The 24754-nt window shown below is 61.0% G+C and carries 24 protein-coding genes; 15 read left to right on the forward strand and 9 right to left on the reverse strand.

Annotated elements, in window-relative coordinates:
* The first annotated feature begins 10 nt into the window (after positions 1-10).
* From mdcC to H4W29_RS25745, 7 genes are read left to right on the forward strand one after another with little or no spacing between them, the layout of a single operon-like run.
* A complete protein-coding gene (gene mdcC, locus H4W29_RS25715; protein ID WP_192731663.1) occupies positions 11-325 on the forward strand; it encodes a malonate decarboxylase acyl carrier protein in 315 nt (104 codons plus the stop codon).
* Entirely contained in the window at positions 322-1260 is a 939-nt protein-coding gene (locus H4W29_RS25720) for a biotin-independent malonate decarboxylase subunit beta (RefSeq protein WP_192731664.1), read from the forward strand. Before mdcC ends, H4W29_RS25720 begins: the two co-directional genes overlap by 4 nt.
* Entirely contained in the window at positions 1247-1966 is a 720-nt protein-coding gene (gene mdcE, locus H4W29_RS25725) for a biotin-independent malonate decarboxylase subunit gamma (RefSeq protein ID WP_192731665.1), read from the forward strand. Before H4W29_RS25720 ends, mdcE begins: the two co-directional genes overlap by 14 nt.
* On the forward strand, positions 1944-2624 hold the full coding sequence (mdcG, locus tag H4W29_RS25730) for a malonate decarboxylase holo-[acyl-carrier-protein] synthase (protein ID WP_192731666.1): 681 nt from the start codon (positions 1944-1946) through the stop codon (positions 2622-2624). The genes mdcE and mdcG overlap by 23 nt, the downstream gene beginning before the upstream one ends.
* A gap of 11 nt (positions 2625-2635) precedes the next feature.
* On the forward strand, positions 2636-3508 hold the full coding sequence (mdcB, locus tag H4W29_RS25735) for a triphosphoribosyl-dephospho-CoA synthase MdcB (RefSeq protein WP_192732796.1): 873 nt from the start codon (positions 2636-2638) through the stop codon (positions 3506-3508).
* On the forward strand, positions 3508-4455 hold the full coding sequence (locus tag H4W29_RS25740) for an AEC family transporter (protein WP_312872384.1): 948 nt from the start codon (positions 3508-3510) through the stop codon (positions 4453-4455). The genes mdcB and H4W29_RS25740 overlap by 1 nt, the downstream gene beginning before the upstream one ends.
* Positions 4456-4464: 9 nt before the next feature.
* Positions 4465-5400, forward strand: a complete 936-nt coding sequence (locus tag H4W29_RS25745; protein ID WP_192731667.1) for an acyltransferase domain-containing protein — start codon at positions 4465-4467, stop codon at positions 5398-5400.
* Positions 5401-5519: 119 nt separating this feature from the next.
* Here H4W29_RS25745 and H4W29_RS25750 read toward each other — a convergent pair whose 3' ends face one another.
* Positions 5520-5876 (reverse strand): hypothetical protein, encoded by a 357-nt coding sequence (locus H4W29_RS25750; protein WP_192731668.1) that lies wholly within the window; start codon positions 5874-5876, stop codon positions 5520-5522.
* 962 nt (positions 5877-6838) lie between these two features.
* On the opposite strand from H4W29_RS25750, the gene H4W29_RS25755 reads away from it, so the two are divergent.
* On the forward strand, positions 6839-7081 hold the full coding sequence (locus H4W29_RS25755; RefSeq protein ID WP_192731669.1) for a DUF982 domain-containing protein: 243 nt from the start codon (positions 6839-6841) through the stop codon (positions 7079-7081).
* Positions 7082-7137: 56 nt separating this feature from the next.
* Complete coding sequence (locus tag H4W29_RS25760; RefSeq protein ID WP_192731670.1) at positions 7138-7374, forward strand: hypothetical protein; 237 nt, start codon at positions 7138-7140, stop codon at positions 7372-7374.
* A 30-nt stretch (positions 7375-7404) separates the two neighbouring features.
* Here the strand turns inward: H4W29_RS25760 and H4W29_RS25765 are convergent, their stop codons facing one another.
* Positions 7405-8856 (reverse strand): aldehyde dehydrogenase, encoded by a 1452-nt coding sequence (locus tag H4W29_RS25765; protein WP_192731671.1) that lies wholly within the window; start codon positions 8854-8856, stop codon positions 7405-7407.
* A gap of 291 nt (positions 8857-9147) precedes the next feature.
* On the opposite strand from H4W29_RS25765, the gene H4W29_RS25770 reads away from it, so the two are divergent.
* Positions 9148-10044, forward strand: a complete 897-nt coding sequence (locus H4W29_RS25770) for a helix-turn-helix domain-containing protein (RefSeq protein WP_192731672.1) — start codon at positions 9148-9150, stop codon at positions 10042-10044.
* 27 nt (positions 10045-10071) lie between these two features.
* On the opposite strand, the gene H4W29_RS25775 is transcribed toward H4W29_RS25770, so the two are convergent.
* The 5 genes from H4W29_RS25775 to H4W29_RS25795 all read right to left on the reverse strand — a co-directional run bounded on the left by H4W29_RS25775 (position 10072) and on the right by H4W29_RS25795 (position 15715).
* The gene (locus H4W29_RS25775; protein WP_192731673.1) at positions 10072-11706 is read right to left on the reverse strand and encodes an FGGY-family carbohydrate kinase; all 1635 of its coding nucleotides are present in this window, start codon (positions 11704-11706) and stop codon (positions 10072-10074) included.
* Between the two features lie 63 nt (positions 11707-11769).
* Positions 11770-12498 carry an SDR family oxidoreductase gene (locus H4W29_RS25780; protein WP_192731674.1) on the reverse strand — a complete coding sequence of 243 codons (729 nt, stop codon included), beginning with the start codon at positions 12496-12498 and terminating at the stop codon, positions 11770-11772.
* 24 nt (positions 12499-12522) lie between these two features.
* A complete protein-coding gene (locus H4W29_RS25785) occupies positions 12523-13782 on the reverse strand; it encodes a sugar ABC transporter permease (protein ID WP_192731675.1) in 1260 nt (419 codons plus the stop codon).
* Complete coding sequence (locus H4W29_RS25790; protein ID WP_210332368.1) at positions 13779-14600, reverse strand: ATP-binding cassette domain-containing protein; 822 nt, start codon at positions 14598-14600, stop codon at positions 13779-13781. Before H4W29_RS25790 ends, H4W29_RS25785 begins: the two co-directional genes overlap by 4 nt.
* Positions 14601-14668: 68 nt before the next feature.
* On the reverse strand, positions 14669-15715 hold the full coding sequence (locus H4W29_RS25795) for an ABC transporter substrate-binding protein (protein ID WP_192731676.1): 1047 nt from the start codon (positions 15713-15715) through the stop codon (positions 14669-14671).
* Between the two features lie 272 nt (positions 15716-15987).
* On the opposite strand from H4W29_RS25795, the gene H4W29_RS25800 reads away from it, so the two are divergent.
* Positions 15988-17058: a LacI family DNA-binding transcriptional regulator gene (locus H4W29_RS25800; protein WP_192731677.1), complete on the forward strand. Its 1071-nt coding sequence runs from the start codon at positions 15988-15990 to the stop codon at positions 17056-17058.
* A 145-nt stretch (positions 17059-17203) separates the two neighbouring features.
* Here the strand turns inward: H4W29_RS25800 and hutC are convergent, their stop codons facing one another.
* Together hutC and H4W29_RS25810 are read right to left on the reverse strand one after the other, a co-directional pair.
* Positions 17204-17929 carry a histidine utilization transcriptional repressor HutC gene (hutC, locus tag H4W29_RS25805; protein WP_192731678.1) on the reverse strand — a complete coding sequence of 242 codons (726 nt, stop codon included), beginning with the start codon at positions 17927-17929 and terminating at the stop codon, positions 17204-17206.
* A gap of 57 nt (positions 17930-17986) precedes the next feature.
* Positions 17987-19333 carry a formimidoylglutamate deiminase gene (locus H4W29_RS25810; protein WP_192731679.1) on the reverse strand — a complete coding sequence of 449 codons (1347 nt, stop codon included), beginning with the start codon at positions 19331-19333 and terminating at the stop codon, positions 17987-17989.
* 124 nt (positions 19334-19457) lie between these two features.
* Between H4W29_RS25810 and hutI the strand changes: the two genes are divergently transcribed.
* From hutI to hutU, 4 genes are read left to right on the forward strand one after another with little or no spacing between them, the layout of a single operon-like run.
* Positions 19458-20717, forward strand: coding sequence for an imidazolonepropionase (hutI, locus tag H4W29_RS25815; protein WP_192731680.1), 1260 nt, complete (start codon positions 19458-19460; stop codon positions 20715-20717).
* Positions 20714-22249 carry a histidine ammonia-lyase gene (gene hutH / locus H4W29_RS25820; RefSeq protein WP_192731681.1) on the forward strand — a complete coding sequence of 512 codons (1536 nt, stop codon included), beginning with the start codon at positions 20714-20716 and terminating at the stop codon, positions 22247-22249. Before hutI ends, hutH begins: the two co-directional genes overlap by 4 nt.
* A 1-nt stretch (position 22250) precedes the next feature.
* Positions 22251-23051 carry an N-formylglutamate deformylase gene (hutG, locus tag H4W29_RS25825; protein ID WP_192731682.1) on the forward strand — a complete coding sequence of 267 codons (801 nt, stop codon included), beginning with the start codon at positions 22251-22253 and terminating at the stop codon, positions 23049-23051.
* A 14-nt stretch (positions 23052-23065) separates the two neighbouring features.
* The gene (hutU, locus tag H4W29_RS25830) at positions 23066-24754 is read left to right on the forward strand and encodes a urocanate hydratase (protein WP_192731683.1); all 1689 of its coding nucleotides are present in this window, start codon (positions 23066-23068) and stop codon (positions 24752-24754) included.

A 24754-nucleotide genomic window follows, 5' to 3' on the forward strand; every position in this document is an offset into this window, starting at 1 on the left:
GGAGCAAGTGATGGAAGATCTTACCTTTCACCATAAGACCAACAGGCGGGCTTCCGGCGACAGAAGACTAGCAATCGTTGGTGTGGTGGCCTCCGGAAATCTCGAAGTCCTCGCGGAGCGCGTCCTTCCCGACAACCACTGTCAGGTCGAAATCAGAACGGCAGCCGAAGGGTTCAGAGAAGTCTGGACCGCTGTCATCGATGACTTTGTCGAGCGATACGCACCCGGTGGGCTCAAGTTGTCCATCAACGATGGGGGTGCACGACCGGATACGGTGATGCTGCGGTTGGCGCAGGCGGTCAGCGTGATGGAGGAACAACAATGAGCTCTGCAGAAAAAGCGCGGCCTGCAAAGCCGCACGAGATGTCTTCGAGCTGGTACGAGGCTTCGGCGCGCCAGCGTGTCGACTTTGTGCTGGACGCAGGAAGCTTCCAGGAATTCCTCGGACCGGAAATGCGGGAGGTCAGCCCCCACCTTCGCGTCTTCGATCTCCCCGAGCAATTCGACGACGGAATAATCATCGGACGTGGCTTGCTCGCAGGCTCGCCTGTGTTCATCGCGGCGCAGGAAGGCCGTTTCATGGGCGGCGCGTTCGGCGAGGTCCATGGCGCCAAACTGACAGGCCTCTTGCGCGCTGCGCGGGATGCGAAGTCGATACCCTTGTTGATCCTTTTCGATACTGGCGGCGTGCGGCTTCAGGAAGCAAATGCCGGAGAGCTGGCGATTGCCGAAATCATGCGGGCCGTTGTCGAAGCCAGAACTGCCGGCGTGAAGATCATCGGACTTATCGGCGGCCGCGCGGGCTGCTACGGCGGAGGCGGTTTGACAGCCGGCTGCTGCTCCGCTCTCGTCGTGTCCGAACAAGGACGCATTGCCGTTTCCGGCCCGGAAGTCATCGAGACGAACCGAGGGATCGAAGAGTTCGATTCCCGCGACCGCGCTTTGGTGTGGCGAACGATGGGCGGAAAACACAGACATCTGATCGGCGCAGCCGATGTCTTTGTGGACGACACGGCAAAAGCGTTTCGAGACGCGGCGTTAGCACTTGTACAAACCGTTGCGGCTCTCACCCTCGAGACCCTTTTGAACGAACAGGTTCGCCTCGAGAAGCGCTTGCAAAGCTTCGGCGCGTCTGGCGACGCGCTCGATATCTGGAAGGCGATCGGTGTGCCCGAGGCCGCTTCGGTGCCGGGAATGCCAACCGAAAAATTCGTATCCCTCGCCGACAAACTGCGGAGCACCCATCATGACGCTCGATGAAATCTTGGCCTCGCTTTTTCCCGACGGCTGCAAGGTGGAGAACGACAACGGTATCCTTACCGGATACGGCTCGCTCCAAGCCGGAGGCCAAGGCATGGTGATCGGCGTTTCGGACCGGACGGCATTGGGCGTAGACGAGGCGATCCGTCTTTCAAGCTTCGTGCTCGGCGCCCTGAAAACGGGAAGCGGCCCGATCCTTGTTATCGTTGACAGCGACAGCCAGCGGATGAGCAAGCGCGACGAGCTGCTGGGCTTGAATGAATTCCTGGCGCACCTCGCCAAATGCCTGACTTATGCCGATATGCACGGTCGGCCGACCATTGGCATCCTCTACGGCCATTCGGCGGCCGGGGCGTTCCTGGCGACGGCATTGGCAACACGGGTTTTGGTCGGGTTACCCGGTGCGTCTCCGGCGGTGATGGACCTGCCTTCGATGTCGAAGGTAACGAAGCTTTCTGTCGAGGTTCTCGAAGAAAAAGCGAAATCAACGCCCGTTTTCGCGCCCGGCCTCGAAAACCTGGCGCAGACAGGGGCGGTTCACCGAATATGGAGTGCGACCAGCTCTCTTGCGGCTCAGCTCGACGCGCTGTTGGCCGACCTGCCTGACACTCGTGATATTCGCGATTCATTGGGCAAGGAACGCAAGGGCCGGATAAAAGCTGCCGAAATTGCGGAGCGGGTTCATGCGCTCGCACTCGCGCCGTAACATCGTGCCGCCGAGGCGGCACGATTTGGTTTCGCTGGATCCGCAGTCATGGACCTCGATAATCGAGGACAATCCTTGCCTTTGTTCCGAGCCTCTCATTGCTGAATGGCGTAGACACGGTTGGCCCGTGGTCGCTCGCCGGCCGGAGCCGGGAGGGCCGGCAGGCATCTCCGTTGGCCTGCCCTTGCCTCCTTCTGCCGGAAAGAAACGGCTCTCCCTCGTAATTCAAGAACATCAGATCCTGTCAGTTGATCGCCCTCCTGTTCTGGAAGCGGTCCACCCCAAATCACCCAGTGACTGGATTCCAACGCTGCGGGAAATCGGCGAATTGGCGTCCCGGCACGCGATCGACGTCAGGGTCTTTGGTAGTCTTGGATGGAGCGCAATTACGGGTCTGGATTATCTGACCTCCAGCTCCGATCTCGATTTTCTGTTTTATCTCTACCGAAATACGAACGCCGTCTCCTTGGCCAACGATCTGGCGGGCATCCAGTCAATGGCTCCGATGCGATTGGATGGAGAGTTCATCCGCTATGACGGCGCCGGAGTTCACTGGCGGGAGTTTCTTGGCGCAACTGGCGACATTCTCGTCAAATCCATCTCGGGAACGATGATGTGCCACCCGACGGCATTTCTGAACGGGGATACGAACCTATGAGAAATTTCCTGATGCCCCCTCCCGCCACGCAAGAACGATCACATACAGGAAACAGACGGCCAGCAAACCTCAGCTACATCGCGTCGAGAGCGACGGCCTGTCTTTTGTTGGAACTGGAAACCTGGCCGAAACCGGGGCTCGTCAGTCACATTGACTGTGGCAGCCACGACGACATGAATTGCGAGACGTTTCGTCAAAGCGCTGCAGCAATAAGCCCCTTCCTCGGAGCTTTGGCGGACGCCGGGGCCGAGGACTGTGAAATGGGGCGCCTGCGGGTCATCGGCATCGAGGCGGAAGCCGCAATGCGTGCCGCCACCTCCGGCATCAATACCCATAGGGGTGCGATATTCGGAATGGGACTTTTGTGCGCGGCAGCGGGTGCGAGAGCAAGCGGCGTTGTCGCCGACGACCTTTCGCTTGGTGCAATCGTCGCAGAACGCTGGGGGCATGACATTCTCGACGGTCCTATCCTGTTGCACAGCCATGGCGACAGGGCGAGACGTCGCTTTGGCGCCGGCGGTGCGCGCCTCGAAGCGGCGGAAGGCTTTCCAACCGTCTATCGGGTTGGTTTGCCCGCCCTACGAGATGCGATCAGGGCGCGTCCGGATGATCCGGAGGCAGCTCGCGTCCAGACTTGTTTCGCGCTGATTGCGGTTCTCGACGACACCAACCTGCTTCATCGGGGCGGCCCGGACGGCCTTCTCTACGCGAAACAACTCGCCCAGGACTTTCTGGACGACGGCGGGATCCGTGCTCCGCAGTGGAAACGTCGTGCCGCTTTGATCCATCGACAATTTCGCGATCGCTGGCTCAGCCCCGGCGGCTCGGCAGATCTCCTTGCAATGACGTTGTTTGTCGACGTGCATGAAAGACGGGAAATCTGATGGCACATACGATCTTACTGGCGCTGCTTCCTATTTTCTTTGTCATGGCGCTTGGCTACGTTGCTGGGCGCTTGGCTATCGTCGACAATCATCATGTCGAGGGGCTGAACGTCCTCGTCATGACCTTTGCCTTGCCCGCGTCGCTGTTTGCAGCGACAGCGACCGCCCCACGTACCGAAATGCTCGCACAAGCACCGCTTTTCCTCATCAGCAGCGGCGTCATGCTCGTCGTGTTTGCCGCCTGGTATCTACTTCAAGTACGCTACATGAAGGTCGGCAAAGCAGACGCCTCGCTGCAGGCACTCACGATCGCGTTTCCGAACCTGGCGGGTGTAGGTCTTCCTATTCTTAATGACGTGCTGGGTCCCAGTGGGACTGTGCCGCTCGCGATCGTACTCGCAAGTGGCTCGATCATTATTAGCCCGCTTTCATTGCTTCTCGTCGAAATGCATGTCGACAAGCCCGGCGCGAATGACGGGCAGCGGCCCAAGATCTCGCACAGTCTATGGCATGCTCTGACGAAGCCTGTCGTCGTCGCCCCCTTGGTTGGAATACTATTTTCACTCAGTGGGCTGAAAACGGGTGACGTCGTCGATGCCAGTCTGCTTCTAATTGGTCACGCAGCCCCCGGCGTAGCGCTGTTCCTGACAGGTGTGGTCCTTTCTGCGGAGGCTTTCAAACTCGACAGGAAGGTCATAAGCGCGACCATCATGTCGAACCTGGTGCGCCCCATCCTGACCGCTGGCGTCGTGCTGGTGTTGTCGATCCCGTGGGATGCAGCGAAAGTCGCCATCTTGCTGGCGGCTGTACCTTCCGGTTTTTTCGGGATCCTGTTCGCTGTCAACTATCGCCTTGACTCGCGTGCGACGGGATCGATGGTGATCGCAAGTACCGTCTCGAGCATCGTCACATTGGCCATCGCTGTGGCCATCCTCTTTCCGAGGTGAAAGCCCGTCATGCCAGTCGCCATCCTGTGTTCCGGACAAGGACACCAGAACTCTGCGATGTTTTCTCTCACGGAAAGTGCGCCGGAAGCCGATGAGCTTTTTGCGTATTGCGCGAACCTGCTTGGCGGCGTTGACCCTCGCGAACTCGTCAAACGAGAATCGATCGAGACGCTTCACAGCAATCGAACCGGCCAGATACTTTGCACGCTGCAGGCGCTGGCGACATTCGAGACCTTTAAGTCGTACCTGCCTTCGCAAATAATCGTTGCCGGATACAGCGTCGGAGAGGTTGCGGCTTGGGGCATAGCAGGGCTGTTCTCGCCCAAGGAGACCCTGGACCTCGTTGCGCGCCGGGCAGAGATCATGGACGCCGAAAGTACTCCGGGTGACGGCCTTCTGTTCATACGCGGTCTTTCACGGAATGCGGTCGACATTCTCTGCACTCGCTACGGAGCAGCAATCTCGATTATCAATCCCGGTGACGCCTTTGTCGTCGGAGGGGGGCGGCCTGCCCTGGACGCCATTGCCGAAGCAGCTCGTGCCGCAAATGCTCAAAGAATCGCATTCATACAGGTCATGGTCGCGTCTCACACAAACTTGCTGAACAAGGCTGCGGATGATTTCCGCGATGTCCTGCTTGCAGCGGTCTGCTCTCCGCAATCTCCGGGAGTTCGCCTGATAAGCGGGATCGATGGTACGACCGTCGTCGATACCCGGGCAGGTCTTGCCAAACTCGCGCGACAGGTGTCGCAGACTGTCCTGTGGTCAGAGTGTCTCCGCAGCTGTGTGGAAGCCGGGGCAACCTCGTTTCTCGAGTTCGGTCCCGGGAAAGCGTTAAGCGAAATGGTGGCTTCGTCTTACCCCGACGTACCGAGCCGAAGTGTCGACGAATTCAGCTCCATTGCGGGCGTCGTTAATTGGATCGGCTCGCATGGGTCGCCTTAGCGCCATGCTCGCCACGACGGCTGCCGCGGCCCCGATGCATGAATTCGTCCATTCACTTGATTATGTGTCCGCAAGCGAATGAAAGAGGCCTGGAATTGTGATCTTCCAGGCCCTCAGGGTTAGCGAACCCAGAATGTCATGCTGCCGTCGGCTGCCTGCTCGGCATTGACGACGTCGTCGATTTTGACACCGCGCTCGCCGAGACGCCTGACCAGATCCTTGTTTTCCTTGATGGAAGCCTGGATGTGCTGAACCCCAGCATCGGTGCGCGGTTGAGCGGCGTCAGAATCTTCGGGCTGATCCTTGTAGTTCGCGTAATCATTGATATCCCGGACGTCGAAGTTGCTGCTGAACGTCTGCAGCGTTTTTTCGATTTTGGCGCCATTGTTCATATCCAGGCTGTCGGCTCGGCTCACGCCTGCGAAAGCGAGCGAGGAAACGAGAGCAACCACTGCAAATTGCCCAAAGCGGCTCATTCTATATCCTTCCGATGAGTGTCACGAGCCGCAACTTGGGACTGCGGCCGATCTGTTTCTCGTTCATCGCCGGACTTTCGGCGATCCGAGAAGCTTATTGGCGGGAAGGCTTGCGAGAAATCATACGCAGGTCCGCGAAGACTAGACTTAGGGTTGGACCGGAAGCCCTAGACGCGAAAGCAAGTTCAGTTGGCTCACACCTAAGTGTAGTTCCGACATCCATTACAACGATCTAAATTAATTTGGTCTCTCGGGTCCTCCCACCGAGGACACCCTGGACCCGATCTCGCTCCGGCAACTTGGTTCTCCGCCCGCCGAGACCGACGAAATCGGACCATCGGCAGGTCACCTGCCCAGCAGGCGACCTGCCCGACGTGATGTCTATGCTGATGAGAGGTCACCGCATGGTCCTTGCGTCGCCAATGGGATTTGGTGCCGCTGCCAAAAAGGTCACGCCCAACCCGAAGGAAGCTATATCGAGGCTTTTCCAACAAGATTGATATCCGATGATCATTAGGCTCAACACTGACAAACGCTTGATCAAAACGAGACCCCGCTGGTCGGAGGCAGGCTTGGCGTGTTTTTTGGCAATTGTATTCGGAGTATTGGTATGGGCCTCTTTATGGCTCGACGAGAAGACCGATAATGCAGACGCTCAATCCGTTAGGACCGTTTCTCCGTCGGTACAGATCGCAAAGCCGTTCACGGGCGACTCGGCTGGTTCGAAAGCGGACTCTCGTCGAACTCTGTAACCATCCAGCCTCATTAAGCCAATGGGCTGCTCAAGCGGTCTGCGAGGCGGCTAAGCCAGCGGGCGGTGGTCAGCGTCCCGAAGCTCGGCACGGCCGAGCGCTACCGTTTCCACTCCGGTGGTAAAGCCGCGATTAACCAACTGATCTCCAGGGCGGGAACAAATTCCCCTTCGTGACGTTTTGGCGCTCGCGACAGGAGGAGGAAAACCGATGCCAAATGCCCAATGGAGCGAGCCGGTCGAGATCGAGTTCGACAACGCCGGATCCCGGACCGTCAGAGGCCCGTTCGATGCGCTCATCTATCTCCACGATATGTGGCCGCGACGCACGGGAGCGAAGTTCGTCAAGGCAAGCAACGCCTGCAAGGGTGCCGTCGAAGGGCGCATCAGCCTAGAAACGGCAAGAGAAGATTTTCTCGCCGCCGCCGCAGAAGCGAAGCTGAGCACACACTGAGCCCAGGAGGCGCGCACATATGCGCGCGCCCGCCCCTATCTGAGGAGAAAAGCAGCATGCGCGCCTTGCTGGTATCGTTGTTGACGTTGGCCATAGCCGCCATTTCGACAGGCCCGGCCAATTCTGCCGACATGATTCAACGTTATGAACGACCCCATGTCACCAAGCATCGAGCAAAGCCGGTCGTTCGTGCGCGCTATGTGCAGCGTCGGTGTCTCGATTGCACGGACATGATCGTGGAATACCGCTATATTCCACGCACGAATTTCGTGACCATCTGCCATCGCCTTTGAAGCGTGCCGGGCTAACCAAGTGTCCCGGTATCAGATTGGATAATGCCCGGGCTGCGATGCCACAGTAAGCCACCGCAGGTCGGTGAATTCATTGATGCCGGCCTTACCACCGAAGCGGCCATATCCGGAGGCCTTCACGCCGCCGAACGGCATTTGTGCCTCATCATGAACGGTCGGACCGTTCACATGGCAGATGCCGCTTTCGATCCGTCTTGCGACCCCCATCGCGCGGGTGGCGTCCCGGCCGAAGACTGCGGCAGACAGGCCATATTCCGTATCATTGGCAACACGGACCGCCTCATCGACACCACGCACGCGCACCATGCAGGCAACCGGACCGAAACTTTCCTCCCCGTAGATCCGCATCGACGGCATCACGTGGTCGAGCACAGTCGCATCCATCAGGGTCCCGACTGCACGGCCACCTGCCAGCAGGCGTGCGCCCTTGGAAACCGCGTCCTCGATCAGGCCGTTGACGCGTTCCACCGCATCAAGACCGATCATCGAGCCGAGTGGCGAATTGCTCTGGCGCGGATCGCCGGCGACCAGCGTCGAAGCCTTGCGGGCGAACATTTCAGCGAACTCGTCGGCAACCGTCTCGTCGACGACGATCCTCTCGGTCGACATGCAGATCTGACCCTGGTTCATGAAAGCGCCAAAGGCCGCGGCCTTCACCGCTTCGCCAATATCGGCGTCATCAAGCACCAGGAAGGGCGCCTTGCCGCCGAGTTCCAGCAGCACGGGTTTCAGATGGCGCGCGGAAACCTCTGCAATCACCCTTCCAACGCGGGTCGAACCGGTGAAATTGACGCGGCGTACGGCCGGGTGGGCGATCATCTTTTCGACAACAGTCGCGGCATCGGCAGGAGCATTGGTCACGACATTGACGACACCGTCACCAAGGCCTGCCTCCTGCAAAGTCTCGCCGATCAGGTGATGCGTCCTGGGGCAAAGCTCGGACGCCTTGAGGATGACGGTATTGCCGCAGGCAAGCGGCAGGGCGACTGCACGCACGCCGAGGATGACGGGAGCATTCCAGGGAGCGATACCGAGGACGACGCCGGCCGGCTGCCGCACGGCCATTGCCAACAGGCCCGGCTTGTCCGACGGGATGACCTCGCCGCTGATCTGAGTGCACATGGCCGCGGCTTCACGCAGCATGTTGGCGGCGAGATAGACATTGAAGCCTGCCCAGGCGGCAGTCGAGCCGGTTTCCTCGGCCATCGCAGCGATGAATTCGCCCGTGCGGGAATCCAGGAGGTCGGCAGCTTTTGAAAGGCGCTTGCGCCGTTCAGTCGGAGCGAGCGCCGACCAGGCTGGAAAGGCTCCAGCTGCTGCAACGACGGCCGCATGCGCATCGTCCAGCGTTGCCGCAGCGGCCGTGGTTGCCACCTGACCGGTAATCGGGTTCAACCGTTCGAAAGTCGCGCCGTTCGAAGCCGGCATGGTGCGGCCACCAATGAGAAGCATCAGGTCTACCATCTCGTTCCCTTTCCGATATGCGCCTGCTGTCCCTCCCAAGGGATGGCGCGATGATTTTGCTGGTTTCCGGCACATGCCGGGCTCATGCGAATCCGGCGCTCACGCCCGGCAATCGACGTCTTTCACGGGAAGTTCCTCACCCTGCTGCCTGAATTTCAGGCTCTCCTCGCGATCCAGTAGGGACCAATTCGCCGCGAAATAGAATGGATATTTCTGGCACTTTATTGTACTTTTCTTGGAAGTCGCCGAGTAAGAACGGCAGCGCTACTGTTTTTTGCTTTTGAGGCAGACATGGCCGAAAGATCGCTTGATTCGCCAGCACTGTCTGTCACGGCCGCCGCGATTGCCGCCGGTCTCGGTAGCCAGACCTGGAGCCTGGGCACCCGTGACAGCCGCGCGTCCTACAGGGCCTTTTTCGTCTCGCGCGGCAAAGCGATATTGTTCATCGACGGGCAGGAGGAACTCGGGCTTGCAGCGCCGGCATTGCTCTGGCTGCCACGACGGATTGCGGGCAGATTCATCCTTGCTGCTGGCGGTGAAGGGGCGATGCTGATGGCTGCGGAAAATGTCGTCCACAGGACGGTCGGCGACAGTCCGGCTGCCGTCCAGCTGCACGACATGATCGAGCGGATCGTCGTCGCTCAAGGCGAAAACGTTGCTGGAAATGTAAGCGATATCGGTCGCGCCTTCGCGGTGATGACCGAGGAAGGACAGCATTTTCTGCCGGGAGGAACTGCCGTCGTAAGCGCCTATCTCTGCGTCCTGCTGCTGCAGCTCTGGCGAGCCTCCGGAGCTTCCTTGCCGACGAAGACGTCCGGCACCGGGGCGATGACGCTGCAGCGGTTCCGGCAGATCGTCGAACTGCGCTATCGCGAGCAGCCGGCGATTGCCGATATCGCTCGCACCATGGGCATCACCTATGACCATCTGCACCGGGTCTGTATCGCCGGCGTCGGGAAAAGCCCTTTGGAACTGATCCACGAAAGGTTGATCGCCGAGGCGAAACTGCGGCTTGGGCAATCGCAGCAGTCGGTCGAGCAGATCGGCTTCGGGCTTGGCTTTCGCGATCCAGGCTATTTCAGCCGCTTCTTCAAGAGCCGTGTCGGCGAGCCGCCAGGCGCCTACCGGCGCAAGATCGCCGCGCAGTCGGAGAAAGGCCTCGCCCCATCCTTTGCCGCCTGGCCGTGAGGCACTCGCGATCGAGACGTCGGCCGTTCAGAATTTCCGCAAGTCACGCGTCAGCGTCTGGAACTGCCTGAAGCCCTCGTAACGCTTTGCGTGAAGATCAGCGATCGCACCTTGCGCCGGCTCATAGGTCTTTTCAACGGCCGAGAGTTTCGTCATCGCCGCGCGCATATCGCTAAACAGCCCGCCCGCGACGGTGCCGAGGATGGCCGCGCCCAGAAGGACAGGTTCCTCGGCCTTCGTCGCGATCACCGGCTTGCCGCCCGCATCGGCAAGCATCTGACGGACGAAATCATGCTGGCCGGCGCCGCCGCTGATCACGACGTTCTCGATGGTAACGCCGGCATCGGCCTGCGTGTTGATAATCTGTCTCAGGCCATAGCCTATGCCGCAAAGACCGGCGATGTAGAGCGCGACCAGACTGTCGATATCCCTCTCCATGTCGAGGCCGGCGATCACGGCGCGGGCATGCGGATCGGCAAAGGGTGCGCGATTGCCGAGGAATTCGGGAACGACATGCAGGCCTGCGACAAGCTCGACGGCATCGGAGGAGCGCCCTGCCTTCTGGACGGCCATGTCCGCCAACAGGGCCGGCAGCGAAACACCGGCACTTTTCGAAAGCTCTCGCGCCTCGCTGGCAGCCGGATGGAAAGAGAGCAGCTGATCGATGGCCGCGCCTGCCGCACTCTGGCCGCCCTCGTTCAACCACATGCCCGGAACCATGGCCGAAAAATAGGGACCCCAGACGCCCGGAACGAAGGCCGGCTGCGATGTCGATGTCATGGTGCAGGACGAGGTGCCGAAGACGTAACCGAGATTGGCCTGCGGGCCTGCGCCGATCCCGACCGTTCCGATACCGCCGGCATGCGCATCGATGAGACCGGCGGCAACCGCAGTTCCCGGCAGGAGACCAAGTTCACCGGCCGCAGCCGCGGTCAGTCCCTGGCCGAGTGCCGAACCCGGCTCGACGATCGATTGCCCGATACGGGTAAAACCTTCGTCGGCCAGTACGCCGAGGCCGATCTGATGGAAATAGGAGGCATCCCAACGTTTCTCGTGGGCGAGATAGGTCCACTTGCACGTGACCGTGCAGGTCGAGCGCGACAGGTCGCCGGTTGCCCGCCAGGTGAGGAAATCAGCGAGATCGAAGAACTGCCAGGCGGCATCGAAGACCTGCGGCCGGTTTTCCTTCAGCCAAAGCAGTTTCGGTGTTTCCATCTCGGGCGAGATACGTCCGCCGACATAACGCAGCACGTCATGACCGAGCGCGTTGATGCGCTCCGCCTGCGGAACGGCGCGATGATCCATCCAGACAATGATGTCCCGGTTCGGATCTTCCGAAGGACCGACGGGCAGTGGTCCGCCACCTTTGCCCAGCACGACCAGCGAGCAGGTCGCGTCGAAACCGAGGCCGGCAACCGAAGCCGGATCGACACCACTTGTCGCCACGATCTCGCGAACGGCGGCGCAGACCGCTGCCCAGATTTCGGTGCTCGATTGCTCGACAATCGAACCGGTCTCGTGGAAGAGCGTGATATCCCGCTTGGCGGATGCAAGCATCCGGCCATCAAGGTCGAACAGGCCCGCACGGGCGCTGCCGGTGCCGACATCGACGCCGATAACATGTTTGGCACCCGCTGGTGGCGTGCGTGAAGTGTCGCTCATGATCTCTCGTTTCAAATCGGCAGTTTCAGGTTCTAGAGCAATCCGGAACCGAACCTGTCAACCTCAGAGGTCGACGCTGTTCGGCAGGATCACCAGATCGCGGACGGTGACGTTGCGCGGCCGCGATAGCATGAAGAGCACGGCCTCGGCCACTTCCTTCGGCTGCATCAGGCTGCCGTTGGCGAGCGCCTCTTCCACCTTGGCTTTCGGCCAGTCATCCAACAGCGCGGTGACGACCGGTCCCGGCAATACGGCGCCGACGCGCACGCCATGCTGTGCGACCTGGCGGCGGGTCGAATGGACGAAGGCCTGAACTGCAAATTTCGATGCCGTATAGATCGGCTCCCAAACTACGGGCACCACGCCGGCGATCGAGCTTGTAAACAGGATATCGCCGGTCTTCTGCTCGATCATGTGCGGCAGCACGGCGTGGACCGAGCGGAAGGCCGCATTGATATTGAGGTTGAGCATCCGATCCCACGCATCCGGATCGCCTTCGGCGACCGGCCCGCCAATATAGGCGCCGGCATTGGCGTGGAAGATATCGAGCCGGCCGGCCAATTCCAGGATGCGCGGCAGCATGCCGGAGACCTGCGGGCCGTCGAGAAGATCGACGACGAGCGGCAGGGCGCCCTTACCGATATCCTTGCAGAGAGACTCGAGCTTGTCCTTGGCACGGTCAATGAGCACGACGGTTGCGCCTTCGGCATGAAGCGTGCGGGCGCATTCCAGCCCAATGCCAGATGCCGCACCGGTGATGGCGGCAACCTTGCCTTTCATGAGATCAGTCACGTGAATACTCCTTGAGAATGCGGGTCAGGCGCGGCCGTGGCTGACACGGGACCGGCGGGCAAGCGAATCGACGATGACGGCGATGGCGAGAACAGCACCTGTTATCATGTAGCGCAGCGACGAGCTGAGATTGAGCAACGTCAGCCCGTTGGAAATCGCCTGGATGACGATGATGCCGAGCAGAGCCGAATAGGCGCTGCCACGCCCGCCGAACAGGCTGGTGCCGCCGATGACCGCCGCCGCAATGGCGTTCAGGTTCACATCGCCGGTGCCGGCCTGCTGGCTGGAGGAGGCAAGTCGCGAGGCCGACAGGATGCCGCCGATCGTGGCAAGCGTCGAGCAGAGCACGAAAGCACTGAGATAGATGCGACGCACATTGATGCCGGCGCGGCGCGCCGCTTCGCGATTGCCGCCGACGGCAAACATCGAGCGTCCCCATTTTGTGCGCGTCAGCGCGTAGTTGAGGATGACGGCGATGGCGACGAAGAGGCCGAACATCCACGGCACGCCGCGGCCGAGATTGAGATAATAGACGGCAAATTCCAGCGCGGCAGTAAGCACGACGGCCTTGATCGCGAGAGCGCCAACTGGTGGCGAAGAGAGATTGGAAGCCTGGCGCTGGCGGCGCTTTCGCATTTCATTGACGACAAGGGTGACACCCGGCAGCAGGGCAAGCACGTAGGACAGCCAGTCCGGCATGACGAGGATCTGGCCGAAGCGGACGAGCGGTGAGGCATAGGGAAGGTTGATGCTCCCGGTCGGCCCGAGGATATAGAGCTGCATGCCAAGCAGTGCGAGCAAGCCTGCAAGGGTCGCAACGAAGCTCGGCATGCCGAGCCTGTTAAAAAGGACAGCGTAAAGCGCGCCGACGGCGATGCCCGCAGCAATCGCGACCAGGATCGCGAGAGGGATCGCCCAACCCATATTGACCCAGAGCACGCCGAGGATGGCGGACGAAAGGCCGCTCATCGAACCGACCGAGAGGTCGATCTCGCCGAGCATCAGCACGCAGACGATACCGAGCGAGATGACGCCGACGGTGGCGCAGTCGAACAACAGATTGACCAGGTTGTTCGGTGCCAAAAACACCGGATTGAGAAGTGAGAAGACCGTCGAGATGACGATCAGACCGACAAAAACCGGCAGCATGCCGAGATCGCCCGACCGGACGCGGTCGAAGAAGGCCTTGGTCATGCCCATAATATTATCATCGTGGCGCACGCGTTCGTCGCTGCGGTCGAGAGCGGCGGGCTGGCGGATAGTCTCTGACATTTTCTGGCTCATGCGGGCCTCCCGCTGGTTTCATGGGCAGCCCCGGTTTTGCGCTCGATCCGCCGGGAGACGGCGTTTTCGGTGGCGCCGGTAATCGCGGCAACGAGTTCCTGGTTGGACGAATCGGGCGTGAAGACGCCGTTGTTGCGGCCGAGGCGCAGCACGACGATGCGATCTGCCACGGCACGCACGTCTTCCATGTTGTGACTGATGATGATGACGCCGAGGCCACGCTCGCGGACGCGCTCGATCAGGTTCAGCACTTCCGCAGTCTGGGCGACACCGAGGGCCGCAGTCGGTTCGTCCAGCATGATGATTTTCGGATCGAGCAGCAGGGAACGGGCAATGGCGACCGTCTGGCGCTGGCCGCCGGAAAGCGAGGCGATCGGCTCGCGCACGGAGGGGATGCGGGCAGCAAGTTCTTTGAGCAGCGTCCAGGCACGCACTTCCATGGCAACCTCGTCGAGGCCCCACGGAGAGATTTCATGGCCGAGGAACAGGTTGGCGACGACGTCGAGGTTTTCGCAGAGCGCAAGATCCTGGAAGACGGTGGCTATGCCGAGTTCCAATGCCTTGCCGGGACTGTCGAGCGTGACGTTCTGGCCGCAGAACTCGATCGTTCCGGACGAGGGCTGGTGCACGCCCGCCAGGACCTTGATCAGGGTCGACTTGCCGGCGCCGTTGTCGCCGACCAGCGCCACGACCTCGCCGGCCTTCACGTCCAGCTCAATATCGGTCAGCGCCGACACGGCACCGAAATTTTTGGAAATATTGCTCAACCGGAGGATCGTCTGACCCTTCTCCGGCATATCCTTCAGATCCCTGCTCATGGGGCAGTCCTTCTTGCCATAGGGGCATCCGGCCGCACCTGGTGCGGCCGGAGCTCACTCAAGCGCGTTTAGTTGGTGATGCCAAGCTTCTTGCAGCCTTCGGCATATTCGCCGGTGCAGATCTGCTCGGGCGTCTGGATCTTCTTATCGAAGATTTCTGCCTTGATGTTCTCTGCCGTTACGACGGCAGGGATGAAGAGCTGAGACGGCGTATTGTAGAGCGTCGTCTTGGCTTCCGGCTTTTCACCCTTGATCATCTGCACCGCCACATTGGCAGCGGCTGCAGCGACGATTTCAGACGGCTTGGAAATCGTGTTGTACTGGTCGCCGGAAATGACAAGCTGAAGGGCTGCGATCGTCGCATCATTGCCCGTGACCGGCGGAACCGGCTTCACGCCTGCGGCCTTGAAGGCGGCGATCGCGCCGCCTGCCGTGCCGTCATTGGCGGCAACCACGCCCTTGATATCGGCCCCGAAGCGAGTGATCTGGCCGGCAGCCCATTCCTGAGCCTTCGGCGGCGCCCATTCCGGCGTGTCAAATTCGGCAAGCGTCTTGTAGGCTGATTCCTTCAGGCCGCGGTGGATGCCGTCGCGGATGAGACCCGCGGCCGCATCGGTCGGCGAGCCGTTGATTTCGAGCACGCCAGCACCGTCGGCAACGCCTGAAGCCTTCAGATGCTCGACGAGCGACTTGGCGATCGCATAGCCAATGCCTTCATTGTCGAAGGAGACGTAGTAGTCAGCCGGCTTGTCCGGAATCGGGCGGTCATAGGCGATGACCTTGACGTCCTGCGACTGGGCGATCTCGACGAGACCGGCGGCGGCAGCAGAATCGACAGGGTCGAGCACGACGACCTTGGCGCCCTGGGCGATCACCGAGTTGAACTGCTGCTGCTGCAGCGAGGCATCAGCGTTAGCGTTCTGGTAGATCACCGTGCACTTGGCGCACAGCTTTTCCATCTCGGCCTTGAAGCCAGGGAAATCGTGCTGCTCATAGCGGGTGGATGCCTGGTCGGGCATCAGGAAGGCGACGGTCGCGGCTTCCTGAGCCGAGGCTGCACCGGCAAGACCCACGAAAACGGTCACCGACGCCATAAGCAAATTGCGATAATTCATTTTCTCCTCCTTGGTGTGATCGAAAGACAGGTCCAGGCATTGCTGGAAGTCACCACGGTTCGCCCGCTCGCCGCTGCCTTCGCCGCCATCAGAACGACGAGCAAAGTGCCCCTGCAAAAGGACAACCTCTCCGCAGTTTCTTAGAAATACCTCCCTGAACCGGCTTGTGGACCGGTTTGTATCATCGATTGCGCAAGCTTGCTCAATCGATGAAGCAAGAATTGCCACTTCTGCCGATTGATGTCAAGTTACGCCAAACGGAGAAGCGCATTTTGAATCAGGTGAAGCAGACGAAGAGGACGACGATCTACGATCTGGCGGGGCTTGTCGGCACGTCGGCGAGCGCGGTCAGCGCTGTGCTCAACGGCAACTGGAAGAAGCGCAGGATCAGCAGTCAGCTTGCCGAAAAGATCATCCGGATCGCCGAGGAGCAGGGGTATGCGCTGAACATGCAGGCGAGCCTGCTGAGGCGCGAGAAATCCCACATCATCGGCATGATCGTGCCGAAATACGATAACCGCTATTTCGGCTCGATCGTCGAAACCTTCGAGGATATGGCGCGGGCGCGCGGCCTCTTCCCGATTATCACCTGCACACGCCGTGACCCTCAGCTCGAAGTCGAGGCAGCCCGCACCATGCTCTCCTATCAGGTCGAATGCCTGATCGCGACAGGTGCGACCGACCCCGATCGGATCACTGAAATGTGTGCGGCTGCCGGCGTGCGCAGCCTCAATCTCGACCTGCCCGGCGCGCTTGCCCCCTCCGTCATCTCGGACAATTTCGCCGGCGCACGCGAGCTGACGCGTCGCATCCTGAGAAACAGCGAACAGAGGCTCGGCAAGATGGAGCCGCTGCTCTTCATCGGTGGCCGCGGCAGCGACCACAATACGGCCGAGCGTATCCGCGGCTTCCGCGAAGCGCATGCCGACCTCGGCGTTGCCGTGCACGAAGAGAACATCCTTGCCTGCGGCTATGCACCGGAGAAAGCTGAAAAGGCGTTGGACACGCGCGCCCTTGGCGGCAATGCCTTGCCTAAGGGCATGTTCGTCAACTCGACGATTTCGCTCGAAGGCGTCATGCGCTGGATCCGCCGCTCCGGCCATCTCGACGACCGCAGCCTGGTGCTTGGCTGTTTCGACTGGGATCCCTTCGTCACCCTGCTTGGAAACGGCATCGAGATGGTGCGCCAGGATGTGCCGGGTATGCTGAACAAGGTGTTCGAACTCATCGAATCCGGGGCGAACAAACCTGTCGTCATCCAGGTGCCGCCGCTCATTCCGGAAGCGCAGGAAGGCTTAAAGGCCAGCGGCGCGGAACCGGTAATCTCTACCGTTTCATCGTAAGCGCCGACTTTCGCAATACTCCTGTTTCAGGGATATTGACGGCAGCAAAAACGCTTTCTATGGGAAGGCGTCGACCCAGTGCGGCGGCAACAACAGGCGTCCGGTCATACGAGGTGACCGGACGCTCTTTTCATTGAAAATCCAGTTATTTCGCCGCTTCCGGCGTGAAGCGCGCGTAGAGCGCGTGACGGTTGCCGGGATAGACGAAACGCACATGGGTGACGGGGCCGGATTTGTTCCAGGTGCGGCGTTCGACGACGAGGCAGGCAGTCGATGCAGGAATCGACAGCATGGCGCCCTCCTCCGCATCGACACCAATCGCAAAGATCTTGTGCTCGGCCGCACTCCAGGGAACCAGGCTCAACAGCCAGGGACCGGGCGCCGTCTCGCCGAATTCTTCGGCGGCTGCTTCCGGCACGGTCTGCAGATTGATCAACCGCTTTTCCAGGCAGAAGGGCTGCGTTCCGGCATAGTGTGTGCAGATGACTTCGATCAGGCTGGAATTCTGCTGCAGATCGAGCAACTGGCGATCCCCGGCCTGCGCCTTCCGGCGGATACGCTTTGCGACCTTGTAGGAATAGGCAAGATTGAGGGACTGGACCTCCGCCTTGATATCATGGATCTCCAGCACTGCGGATTGCGCCTGTGGCTGGATGACGAAACTGCCGGATTTCTTGCGGCGCTCGATGAGCCCGGCCTTGACCAGCTGGGTCAGCGCCTTGTTCACCGTCATACGCGAGCAGCCGTATTCTTTCGTCAGTTCCACTTCGAAGGGAATGCGATAGCCCGGCGGCCATTCGCCCGAGACGATACGGCCCTCGATATCACTGAGGATACGCTGGTGTAAGGTCGCTTCCTTGGGTTCACTCATCATTACACTCCGGCTTCTCTCCCGCTGTAACGCCTGGGAAGCGCGGAGGAAAGCTCGTCATGTTGCCAAGAGCTCGTTCATCGCGGCGATGAAGCGCCGGTCGATCAGGTCGCGGCGCAGATGCCGGCCGTATTCGACCTGCTTGCGGCCGAGCGCCCAGACGCTGTCGACTGCCACATCACCGGCAAAGATCCACTGATCGAGAATCTGGCCTTCGGAAAGATAGGGAACCGCTCTGGTATCAAGCGATACGATGTCGGCATAATTGCCTGCAGCAAGACCCGCCGTTGCCTTCAATGCCGCACCACCGCCGGCCAGCGCGTGTTCAAAGAGGGCCTGGCCGGTGGAACCACCAGTGGTGGCGATGACATTGCGGGCACGCAGCGCCAGACGCTCGGAATATTCGAGCTGGCGAAGTTCCCCGGCAATGGAAATGAGAATGTTGGAATCGGACCCGATGCCGAAGCGCCCGGCTTCGGACAAGAATAGCGGTGCCGAAAATGTCCCGTCGCCGAGATTGGCTTCGGTAATCGGGCAGAGGCCGGCAATGGCGCCGCTCCTTGCCGTCCGCCGCGTTTCGTCAGCCGTCATATGGGTTGCATGGATGAGGCACCAGCGCTGATCAACCGGCGCATTGTCGAGCAGCCATTGGACAGGCCTTGCGCCGGACCAGGCGAGGCAATCCTCAACCTCCTTGACCTGCTCGGCGACATGAATGTGGATGGGGCCGTCATCGGTAAGCGCAATGGCGACAGACAGTTCGTCCGGCGTGACGGCGCGCAGGCTGTGCGGCGCGACACCGATCTCTGAACCGGGAAGCCTTCCTGTGACCTGCCGGCAACCTTCCATCAGCCGCGCAAAACTCTCGGCGGAATTGATGAAGCGGCGCTGCCCTTCGATGGGCGCCGCACCACCAAAGCCGGAATGGGCGTAGAGAACCGGCAGCAACGTCAATCCGATGCCGGTTTCGGCACTCGCTGCACCAATCCTTTCGGCCATTTCGGCGATATTCGTATAGGGGCTGCCATCCTTGTCGTGATGCAGATAGTGGAACTCGCCGACGCGGCAGAAGCCGGCTTCCAGCATTTCCATATAGAGTTTCGCCGCTACAGCTTCGACATGGTCTGGCGTCATCGACAGCGCAAATTTGTACATGACTGTGCGCCAGCTCCAGAAACTGTCATTGGCGGGACCGCGCACTTCCGCAAGCCCCGCCATCGCCCGCTGAAAGGCATGGCTGTGAAGGTTCGGCATTGCCGGCAGCAGGACAGCATGACGCTCGCCATCCGCGTCAGGCGCAACATCCGTTTCGATTGCGGCAATGCGTCCGTCCGCAAGCGTCAGGCGCACATTCTTGCGCCAGCCTTCGGCCAGCAAGGCAGCCGCCGCATGAAGTTTCGTCATGATCGCTCTCCCGTTTCGCAATTGACCGCTTCGCTTGCCTTTATGCGAAAGGCCATAAATTTCTACTTGTCACCCTTTTTATTATGTATATACATATTCAGCCATAAGGAAAGGCGTAAAGCTGATGAGTGGGAACAAATTTTCCGGATCGGGCCGCAATTCCAGCGCTCGCTCGCTATGGCGCAATGCACGCCTTGCGACCCTGCGGGAGGATCTGCCGGGCCTTGGCATTATCGAAAAAGGCGCCGTCGTCTGTGAAGGCGGGCGCATCCATTACGCAGGGCCGGAAGCCGAACTGCCGTCCTGGCTAATCGAGGCGGCCGACATTACCGATCTCGAAGGTCGTTGGGTCACGCCCGGCCTCGTCGACTGCCATACCCACATCGTCTATGGCGGCAACCGCGCGCGGGAATTCGAGATGCGGCTCGAAGGCGCGACCTATGAAGAAATCGCGCGCGCCGGCGGCGGCATCGTCTCCTCGGTGAAGGCAACCAACGCACTGTCCGTCGAAGGCCTCGTCGAGGCCGCACTGCCGCGGCTCGACACGTTGATCTCGGAAGGTGTGGCCACCATCGAGGTCAAGTCCGGCTACGGGCTCAATATCGAGGCGGAACTGAAGATGCTGCGCGCCGCTCGCGCACTCGCAGACCACCGGCCGGTAAGGGTCATCACGTCCTATCTCGGCGCCCATGCAACACCCGTCGAATACAAGGGACGGAACCAGGATTACATTTCCGATGTCGTCCTGCCGGGTCTGGAGAGGGCGCGTGCCGAGGGCCTCGTCGACGCCGTCGACGGCTTCTGCGAAGGCATCGCCTTCTCGGTCGACGAGATCGCACGGGTCTTCGACAAGGCCCGTTCGCTCGGGATTCCCGTCAAGCTCCATGCCGAACAGCTCTCCAATCTCGGCGGCGCGAAACTTGCAGCCTCCTACGGCGCGCTTTCGGCCGATCATCTGGAATATCTGGATGAGGATGGCGCACGGGCAATGGCGGCGGCCGGCACGGTTGCGGTTCTGCTCCCGGGCGCCTTCTATACGATCAACGAAAAGCAGAAGCCGCCGGTTCAGGCCTTGCGCCAGACCGGCGTGCACATCGCCATCGCCACAGACTGCAATCCCGGCACCTCACCGCTCACGTCGATGCTGCTCACCATGAATATGTCGGCGACGCTGTTCGGGCTGACCGTGGAGGAGTGCATTGCCGGAGCGACCCGCGAAGGCGCCCGCGCGCTTGGCCTGCTTGACGAAACCGGCACGCTCGAAGCCGGCAAATCCGCCGATCTGGCCGTCTGGAATATCGAGAGCCCGGCCGAGCTCGTCTATCGCATCGGCTTCAACCCACTTCACACACATATCTTCAAGGGCCAGAGGATCGACCGATGACCATCACCCTGCATCCAGGCTCCGTTTCACTTCAGGATCTTGCAACCATCTACTGGACGGGCGTTCCGGCAAAACTCGACCCGTCCTTTGATGCGGGGATCCTCAAGGCGGCGAAACGTATTGCCGAGATCGCCGCCGGCAATGCGCCGGTCTACGGCATCAATACCGGCTTCGGTAAACTTGCCTCGATCAAGATCGATAGCGCCGATGTGGCAACGCTCCAGCGCAATCTCATCCTTTCTCATTGCTGTGGCGTCGGCGAACCGCTGCCGGAAAATGTCGTGCGTCTCATCATGGCGCTGAAGCTCGTTTCGCTCGGCCGCGGTGCCTCCGGCGTGCGGCTCGACATCGTGCGGCTGATCGAAGCGATGATGGCGCGCGGCGTCATTCCGGTCATCCCGGAAAAAGGCTCTGTCGGCGCCTCCGGCGATCTTGCACCTCTTGCCCATATGACAGCCGTGATGATGGGTCATGGCGAGGCGTTCTTCGGCGGCGAAAGGCTGCATGGTGCAACGGCGCTTGTCAAAGCCGGCCTGCAACCCGTCGTGCTGGCCGCCAAGGAAGGCCTGGCGATGATCAACGGCACGCAAACCTCGACGGCCCTTGCGCTCGCCGGCCTTTTCCGGGCGCACCGGGCCGCGCAATCGGCACTGATCACCGGCGCCATGTCGACGGATGCGGCCATGGGCTCATCGGCGCCGTTCCATCCCGATATCCACACGCTGCGCGGTCACCGCGGCCAGATCGACACGGCAGCGGCCTTGCGCGCCCTGCTCGAGAACTCGCCGATCCGCCAAAGCCATATCGAGGGCGACGAGCGTGTTCAGGATCCCTATTGCATCCGCTGCCAGCCACAGGTCGACGGCGCCTGCCTCGATCTCTTGCGCTCGGTTGCCGGCACGCTCGAGATCGAAGCCAATGCAGTGACCGACAATCCGCTGGTCCTGTCGGATAATTCCGTTGTCTCCGGCGGCAATTTCCATGCCGAACCGGTGGCCTTTGCCGCCGACCAGATCGCGCTTGCTATCTGCGAGATCGGCGCGATCGCCCAGCGCCGCATCGCGCTGCTCGTCGATCCCGCCCTTTCCTACGGTCTGCCGGCTTTCCTCGCCAAGAAGCCGGGGCTCAATTCCGGCCTGATGATCGCCGAAGTCACATCCGCCGCGCTCATGAGCGAGAACAAGCAGATGTCGCACCCGGCCTCCGTCGATTCGACGCCGACCTCGGCCAACCAGGAAGACCATGTGTCCATGGCCTGCCACGGCGCACGCCGGCTTCTGCCGATGACCGAAAATCTCTTCAGCATCATCGGCATCGAGGCACTGACGGCCGCGCAAGGGGTGGAGCTTCGCGCCCCGCTTGCGACCAGCCCCGAGCTCAAGAAGGCGATCGCCGCTATCCGCGCTGTTGTGCCGTCGCTGGAGGAAGACCGCTACATGGCGAACGACCTGAAGGCGGCAACGGTGCTCGTCGCCGGCGGCGGTCTCAACGCATCCGTTTCAAGCGGCATCCTGCCCGCTCTGGAGGTTTGACATGTCCGTTTTCGAGGTCAAGCAAGGCACCTCCCCCGTCATCCTCGGCTTTCCCCATACAGGCACCGAGGTTCCGGCCGATATATGGGAGCGCCTTGATGATAATGGCCGGCTGCTTGCCGATACCGACTGGCACATCCACCATCTCTACGACGGCCTGCTCGACAATCCGACCACGGTGCGCGCGACTTTCCATCGCTATGTGATCGACGCCAACAGGGATCCCTCAGGCACCAGCCTCTATCCCGGCCAGAACACGACCGGTCTGATCCCGGAGACGGATTTCGACGGCAAGGCGATCTGGAAAGATGACGCCACCCCTACCGAGGCCGATATCGCCGTCAGGCTGCATGATTTTCATGCGCCCTACCATGCAGCCCTTGCGGCCGAGATCGAGCGCGTGAAATCCATTCATGGCATCGCCGTTCTCTACGACTGCCACTCCATCCGCTCGCACATTCCCTTCCTCTTCGAGGGCAAGCTGCCGGATTTCAATATCGGCACCGATATGGGCAAGACCTGCGATCCGGCAATCGAGCAGGCGACCATCGCCATTGCGTCGGCTGCGGCGGGTTATGACAGCATCCTGAACGGCCGCTTCAAGGGCGGCTGGACGACGCGTCACTACGGCAAGCCGGAAACCGGCGTCCACGCCATCCAGATGGAGCTCGCCCAATCAACGCATCTGGCAACCGAAGCATCGCCCTTCGCCTATGACGGCGAGGAGGCGGACAATCTGCGCATCCATCTCAAATCCATTCTGACGCGGATCGAAGAGATCGCGCTTGGTCTGAAACGCTAAAAGGGAACATCATCATGACCGTAAACCCGCGCCACAATATCCGAGAAATCCGTGCGCCGCGCGGCGATCAGCTGAACGCCAAGAGCTGGATGACCGAAGCGCCGCTGCGCATGCTCATGAACAATCTCGACCCTGACGTCGCAGAAAACCCGCATGAACTCGTCGTCTATGGCGGCATCGGCCGCGCAGCCCGCACCTGGGATGATTTCGACCGCATCGCTGCCACCCTGAAGACGCTGAATGAAGACGAGACGCTGCTCGTCCAGTCCGGCAAGCCGGTCGGCGTCTTCCGCACGCACAAGGATGCGCCGCGCGTCCTGATCGCCAATTCCAATCTCGTGCCGCACTGGGCAACCTGGGATCATTTCAACGAGCTCGATAAGAAAGGCCTTGCCATGTACGGCCAGATGACGGCCGGCTCGTGGATCTATATCGGCACGCAGGGCATCGTGCAGGGCACCTACGAGACCTTCGTGGAAGCCGGCCGCCAGCATTATGACGGCAACCTCAAGGGCAAGTGGATCCTGACCGGCGGGCTCGGCGGCATGGGCGGCGCCCAGCCGCTGGCCGCCGTCATGGCCGGTGCCTGCTGCCTAGCCGTTGAATGCGACGAGACCCGCATCGATTTCCGCCTGCGCACCCGCTATGTCGACGAAAAGGCCCATACGCTGGACGAAGCGCTGGAAAAGATCGAGCGCTGGACCAAGGCTGGCGAAGCAAAGTCGGTCGGTCTTGTCGGCAATGCTGCGGAAATTTTCCCGGAACTCGTGCGTCGCATGAAGGCCGGCGGCCCGCGCCCCGATATCGTCACCGACCAGACGTCGGCACACGACCCGCGCAACGGCTACCTTCCGGTCGGCTGGACCGTTGCCGAAGCCAAGGCCAAGCGCGAAACCGACCCGAAGGCTGTTGAAGCAGCCGCCCGCGCATCGATGAAGGCGCATGTCGAAGCCATGGTCGCTTTCTGGGATGCCGGCGTGCCGACGCTCGACTATGGCAACAATATCCGCCAGGTCGCCAAGGAAGAGGGTCTGGAAAACGCCTTCGCCTTCCCGGGCTTCGTGCCAGCCTATATCCGCCCGCTCTTCTGCCGCGGCATCGGTCCGTTCCGCTGGGCCGCCCTGTCCGGCGATCCGGAGGACATCTACAAGACCGACGCCAAGGTGAAGGAGCTCTTGCCCGACAACAAGCACCTGCACAATTGGCTCGACATGGCCAAGGAACGCATTGCCTTCCAGGGCCTGCCGGCACGCATCTGCTGGGTCGGTCTCGGCGACCGCCACAAGCTCGGCCTTGCCTTCAACGAGATGGTCAAGAATGGCGAATTGAAGGCCCCCGTCGTCATCGGCCGCGACCACCTCGACTCCGGTTCCGTCGCCTCGCCGAACCGCGAGACGGAAGCCATGAAGGACGGCTCGGATGCTGTCTCCGACTGGCCGCTCCTGAACGCCCTGCTCAACACCGCCTCGGGTGCCACCTGGGTTTCCCTGCATCACGGCGGCGGCGTTGGCATGGGCTTCTCACAGCATTCCGGCATGGTGATCTGCGCCGATGGCACTGACGATGCGGCGCGCCGCCTCGGAAATGTTCTCTGGAACGATCCGGCGACCGGCGTCATGCGCCATGCCGATGCAGGCTATGACATCGCCATCGATTGCGCCAAGGAAAAGGGCCTGCGTCTGCCCGGCATCCTCGGAAACTGA

Origin of the sequence: Rhizobium viscosum (genome assembly GCF_014873945.1) — a bacterium.
Classification (GTDB): domain Bacteria; phylum Pseudomonadota; class Alphaproteobacteria; order Rhizobiales; family Rhizobiaceae; genus Rhizobium; species Rhizobium viscosum.

What these genes read in the sequence shown, in the direction of transcription:
- H4W29_RS25785 (WP_192731675.1), bottom strand. Translation starts at nt 13,782, where the DNA reads ATGAGCCAGAAAATGTCAGAGACTATCCGCCAGCCCGCCGCTCTCGAC.
- hutU (WP_192731683.1), top strand. Translation starts at nt 23,066, where the DNA reads ATGACCGTAAACCCGCGCCACAATATCCGAGAAATCCGTGCGCCGCGC.
- hutG (WP_192731682.1), top strand. Translation starts at nt 22,251, where the DNA reads ATGTCCGTTTTCGAGGTCAAGCAAGGCACCTCCCCCGTCATCCTCGGC.
- mdcB (WP_192732796.1), top strand. Translation starts at nt 2,636, where the DNA reads ATGCCCCCTCCCGCCACGCAAGAACGATCACATACAGGAAACAGACGG.
- H4W29_RS25745 (WP_192731667.1), top strand. Translation starts at nt 4,465, where the DNA reads ATGCCAGTCGCCATCCTGTGTTCCGGACAAGGACACCAGAACTCTGCG.
- H4W29_RS25755 (WP_192731669.1), top strand. Translation starts at nt 6,839, where the DNA reads ATGCCAAATGCCCAATGGAGCGAGCCGGTCGAGATCGAGTTCGACAAC.
- H4W29_RS25770 (WP_192731672.1), top strand. Translation starts at nt 9,148, where the DNA reads ATGGCCGAAAGATCGCTTGATTCGCCAGCACTGTCTGTCACGGCCGCC.
- hutI (WP_192731680.1), top strand. Translation starts at nt 19,458, where the DNA reads ATGAGTGGGAACAAATTTTCCGGATCGGGCCGCAATTCCAGCGCTCGC.
- hutH (WP_192731681.1), top strand. Translation starts at nt 20,714, where the DNA reads ATGACCATCACCCTGCATCCAGGCTCCGTTTCACTTCAGGATCTTGCA.
- H4W29_RS25765 (WP_192731671.1), bottom strand. Translation starts at nt 8,856, where the DNA reads ATGGTAGACCTGATGCTTCTCATTGGTGGCCGCACCATGCCGGCTTCG.
- H4W29_RS25740 (WP_312872384.1), top strand. Translation starts at nt 3,508, where the DNA reads ATGGCACATACGATCTTACTGGCGCTGCTTCCTATTTTCTTTGTCATG.
- H4W29_RS25760 (WP_192731670.1), top strand. Translation starts at nt 7,138, where the DNA reads ATGCGCGCCTTGCTGGTATCGTTGTTGACGTTGGCCATAGCCGCCATT.
- H4W29_RS25720 (WP_192731664.1), top strand. Translation starts at nt 322, where the DNA reads ATGAGCTCTGCAGAAAAAGCGCGGCCTGCAAAGCCGCACGAGATGTCT.
- H4W29_RS25810 (WP_192731679.1), bottom strand. Translation starts at nt 19,333, where the DNA reads ATGACGAAACTTCATGCGGCGGCTGCCTTGCTGGCCGAAGGCTGGCGC.
- H4W29_RS25775 (WP_192731673.1), bottom strand. Translation starts at nt 11,706, where the DNA reads ATGAGCGACACTTCACGCACGCCACCAGCGGGTGCCAAACATGTTATC.
- hutC (WP_192731678.1), bottom strand. Translation starts at nt 17,929, where the DNA reads ATGAGTGAACCCAAGGAAGCGACCTTACACCAGCGTATCCTCAGTGAT.
- H4W29_RS25790 (WP_210332368.1), bottom strand. Translation starts at nt 14,600, where the DNA reads ATGAGCAGGGATCTGAAGGATATGCCGGAGAAGGGTCAGACGATCCTC.
- mdcG (WP_192731666.1), top strand. Translation starts at nt 1,944, where the DNA reads ATGCGCTCGCACTCGCGCCGTAACATCGTGCCGCCGAGGCGGCACGAT.
- mdcE (WP_192731665.1), top strand. Translation starts at nt 1,247, where the DNA reads ATGACGCTCGATGAAATCTTGGCCTCGCTTTTTCCCGACGGCTGCAAG.
- H4W29_RS25795 (WP_192731676.1), bottom strand. Translation starts at nt 15,715, where the DNA reads ATGAATTATCGCAATTTGCTTATGGCGTCGGTGACCGTTTTCGTGGGT.
- mdcC (WP_192731663.1), top strand. Translation starts at nt 11, where the DNA reads ATGGAAGATCTTACCTTTCACCATAAGACCAACAGGCGGGCTTCCGGC.
- H4W29_RS25750 (WP_192731668.1), bottom strand. Translation starts at nt 5,876, where the DNA reads ATGAGCCGCTTTGGGCAATTTGCAGTGGTTGCTCTCGTTTCCTCGCTC.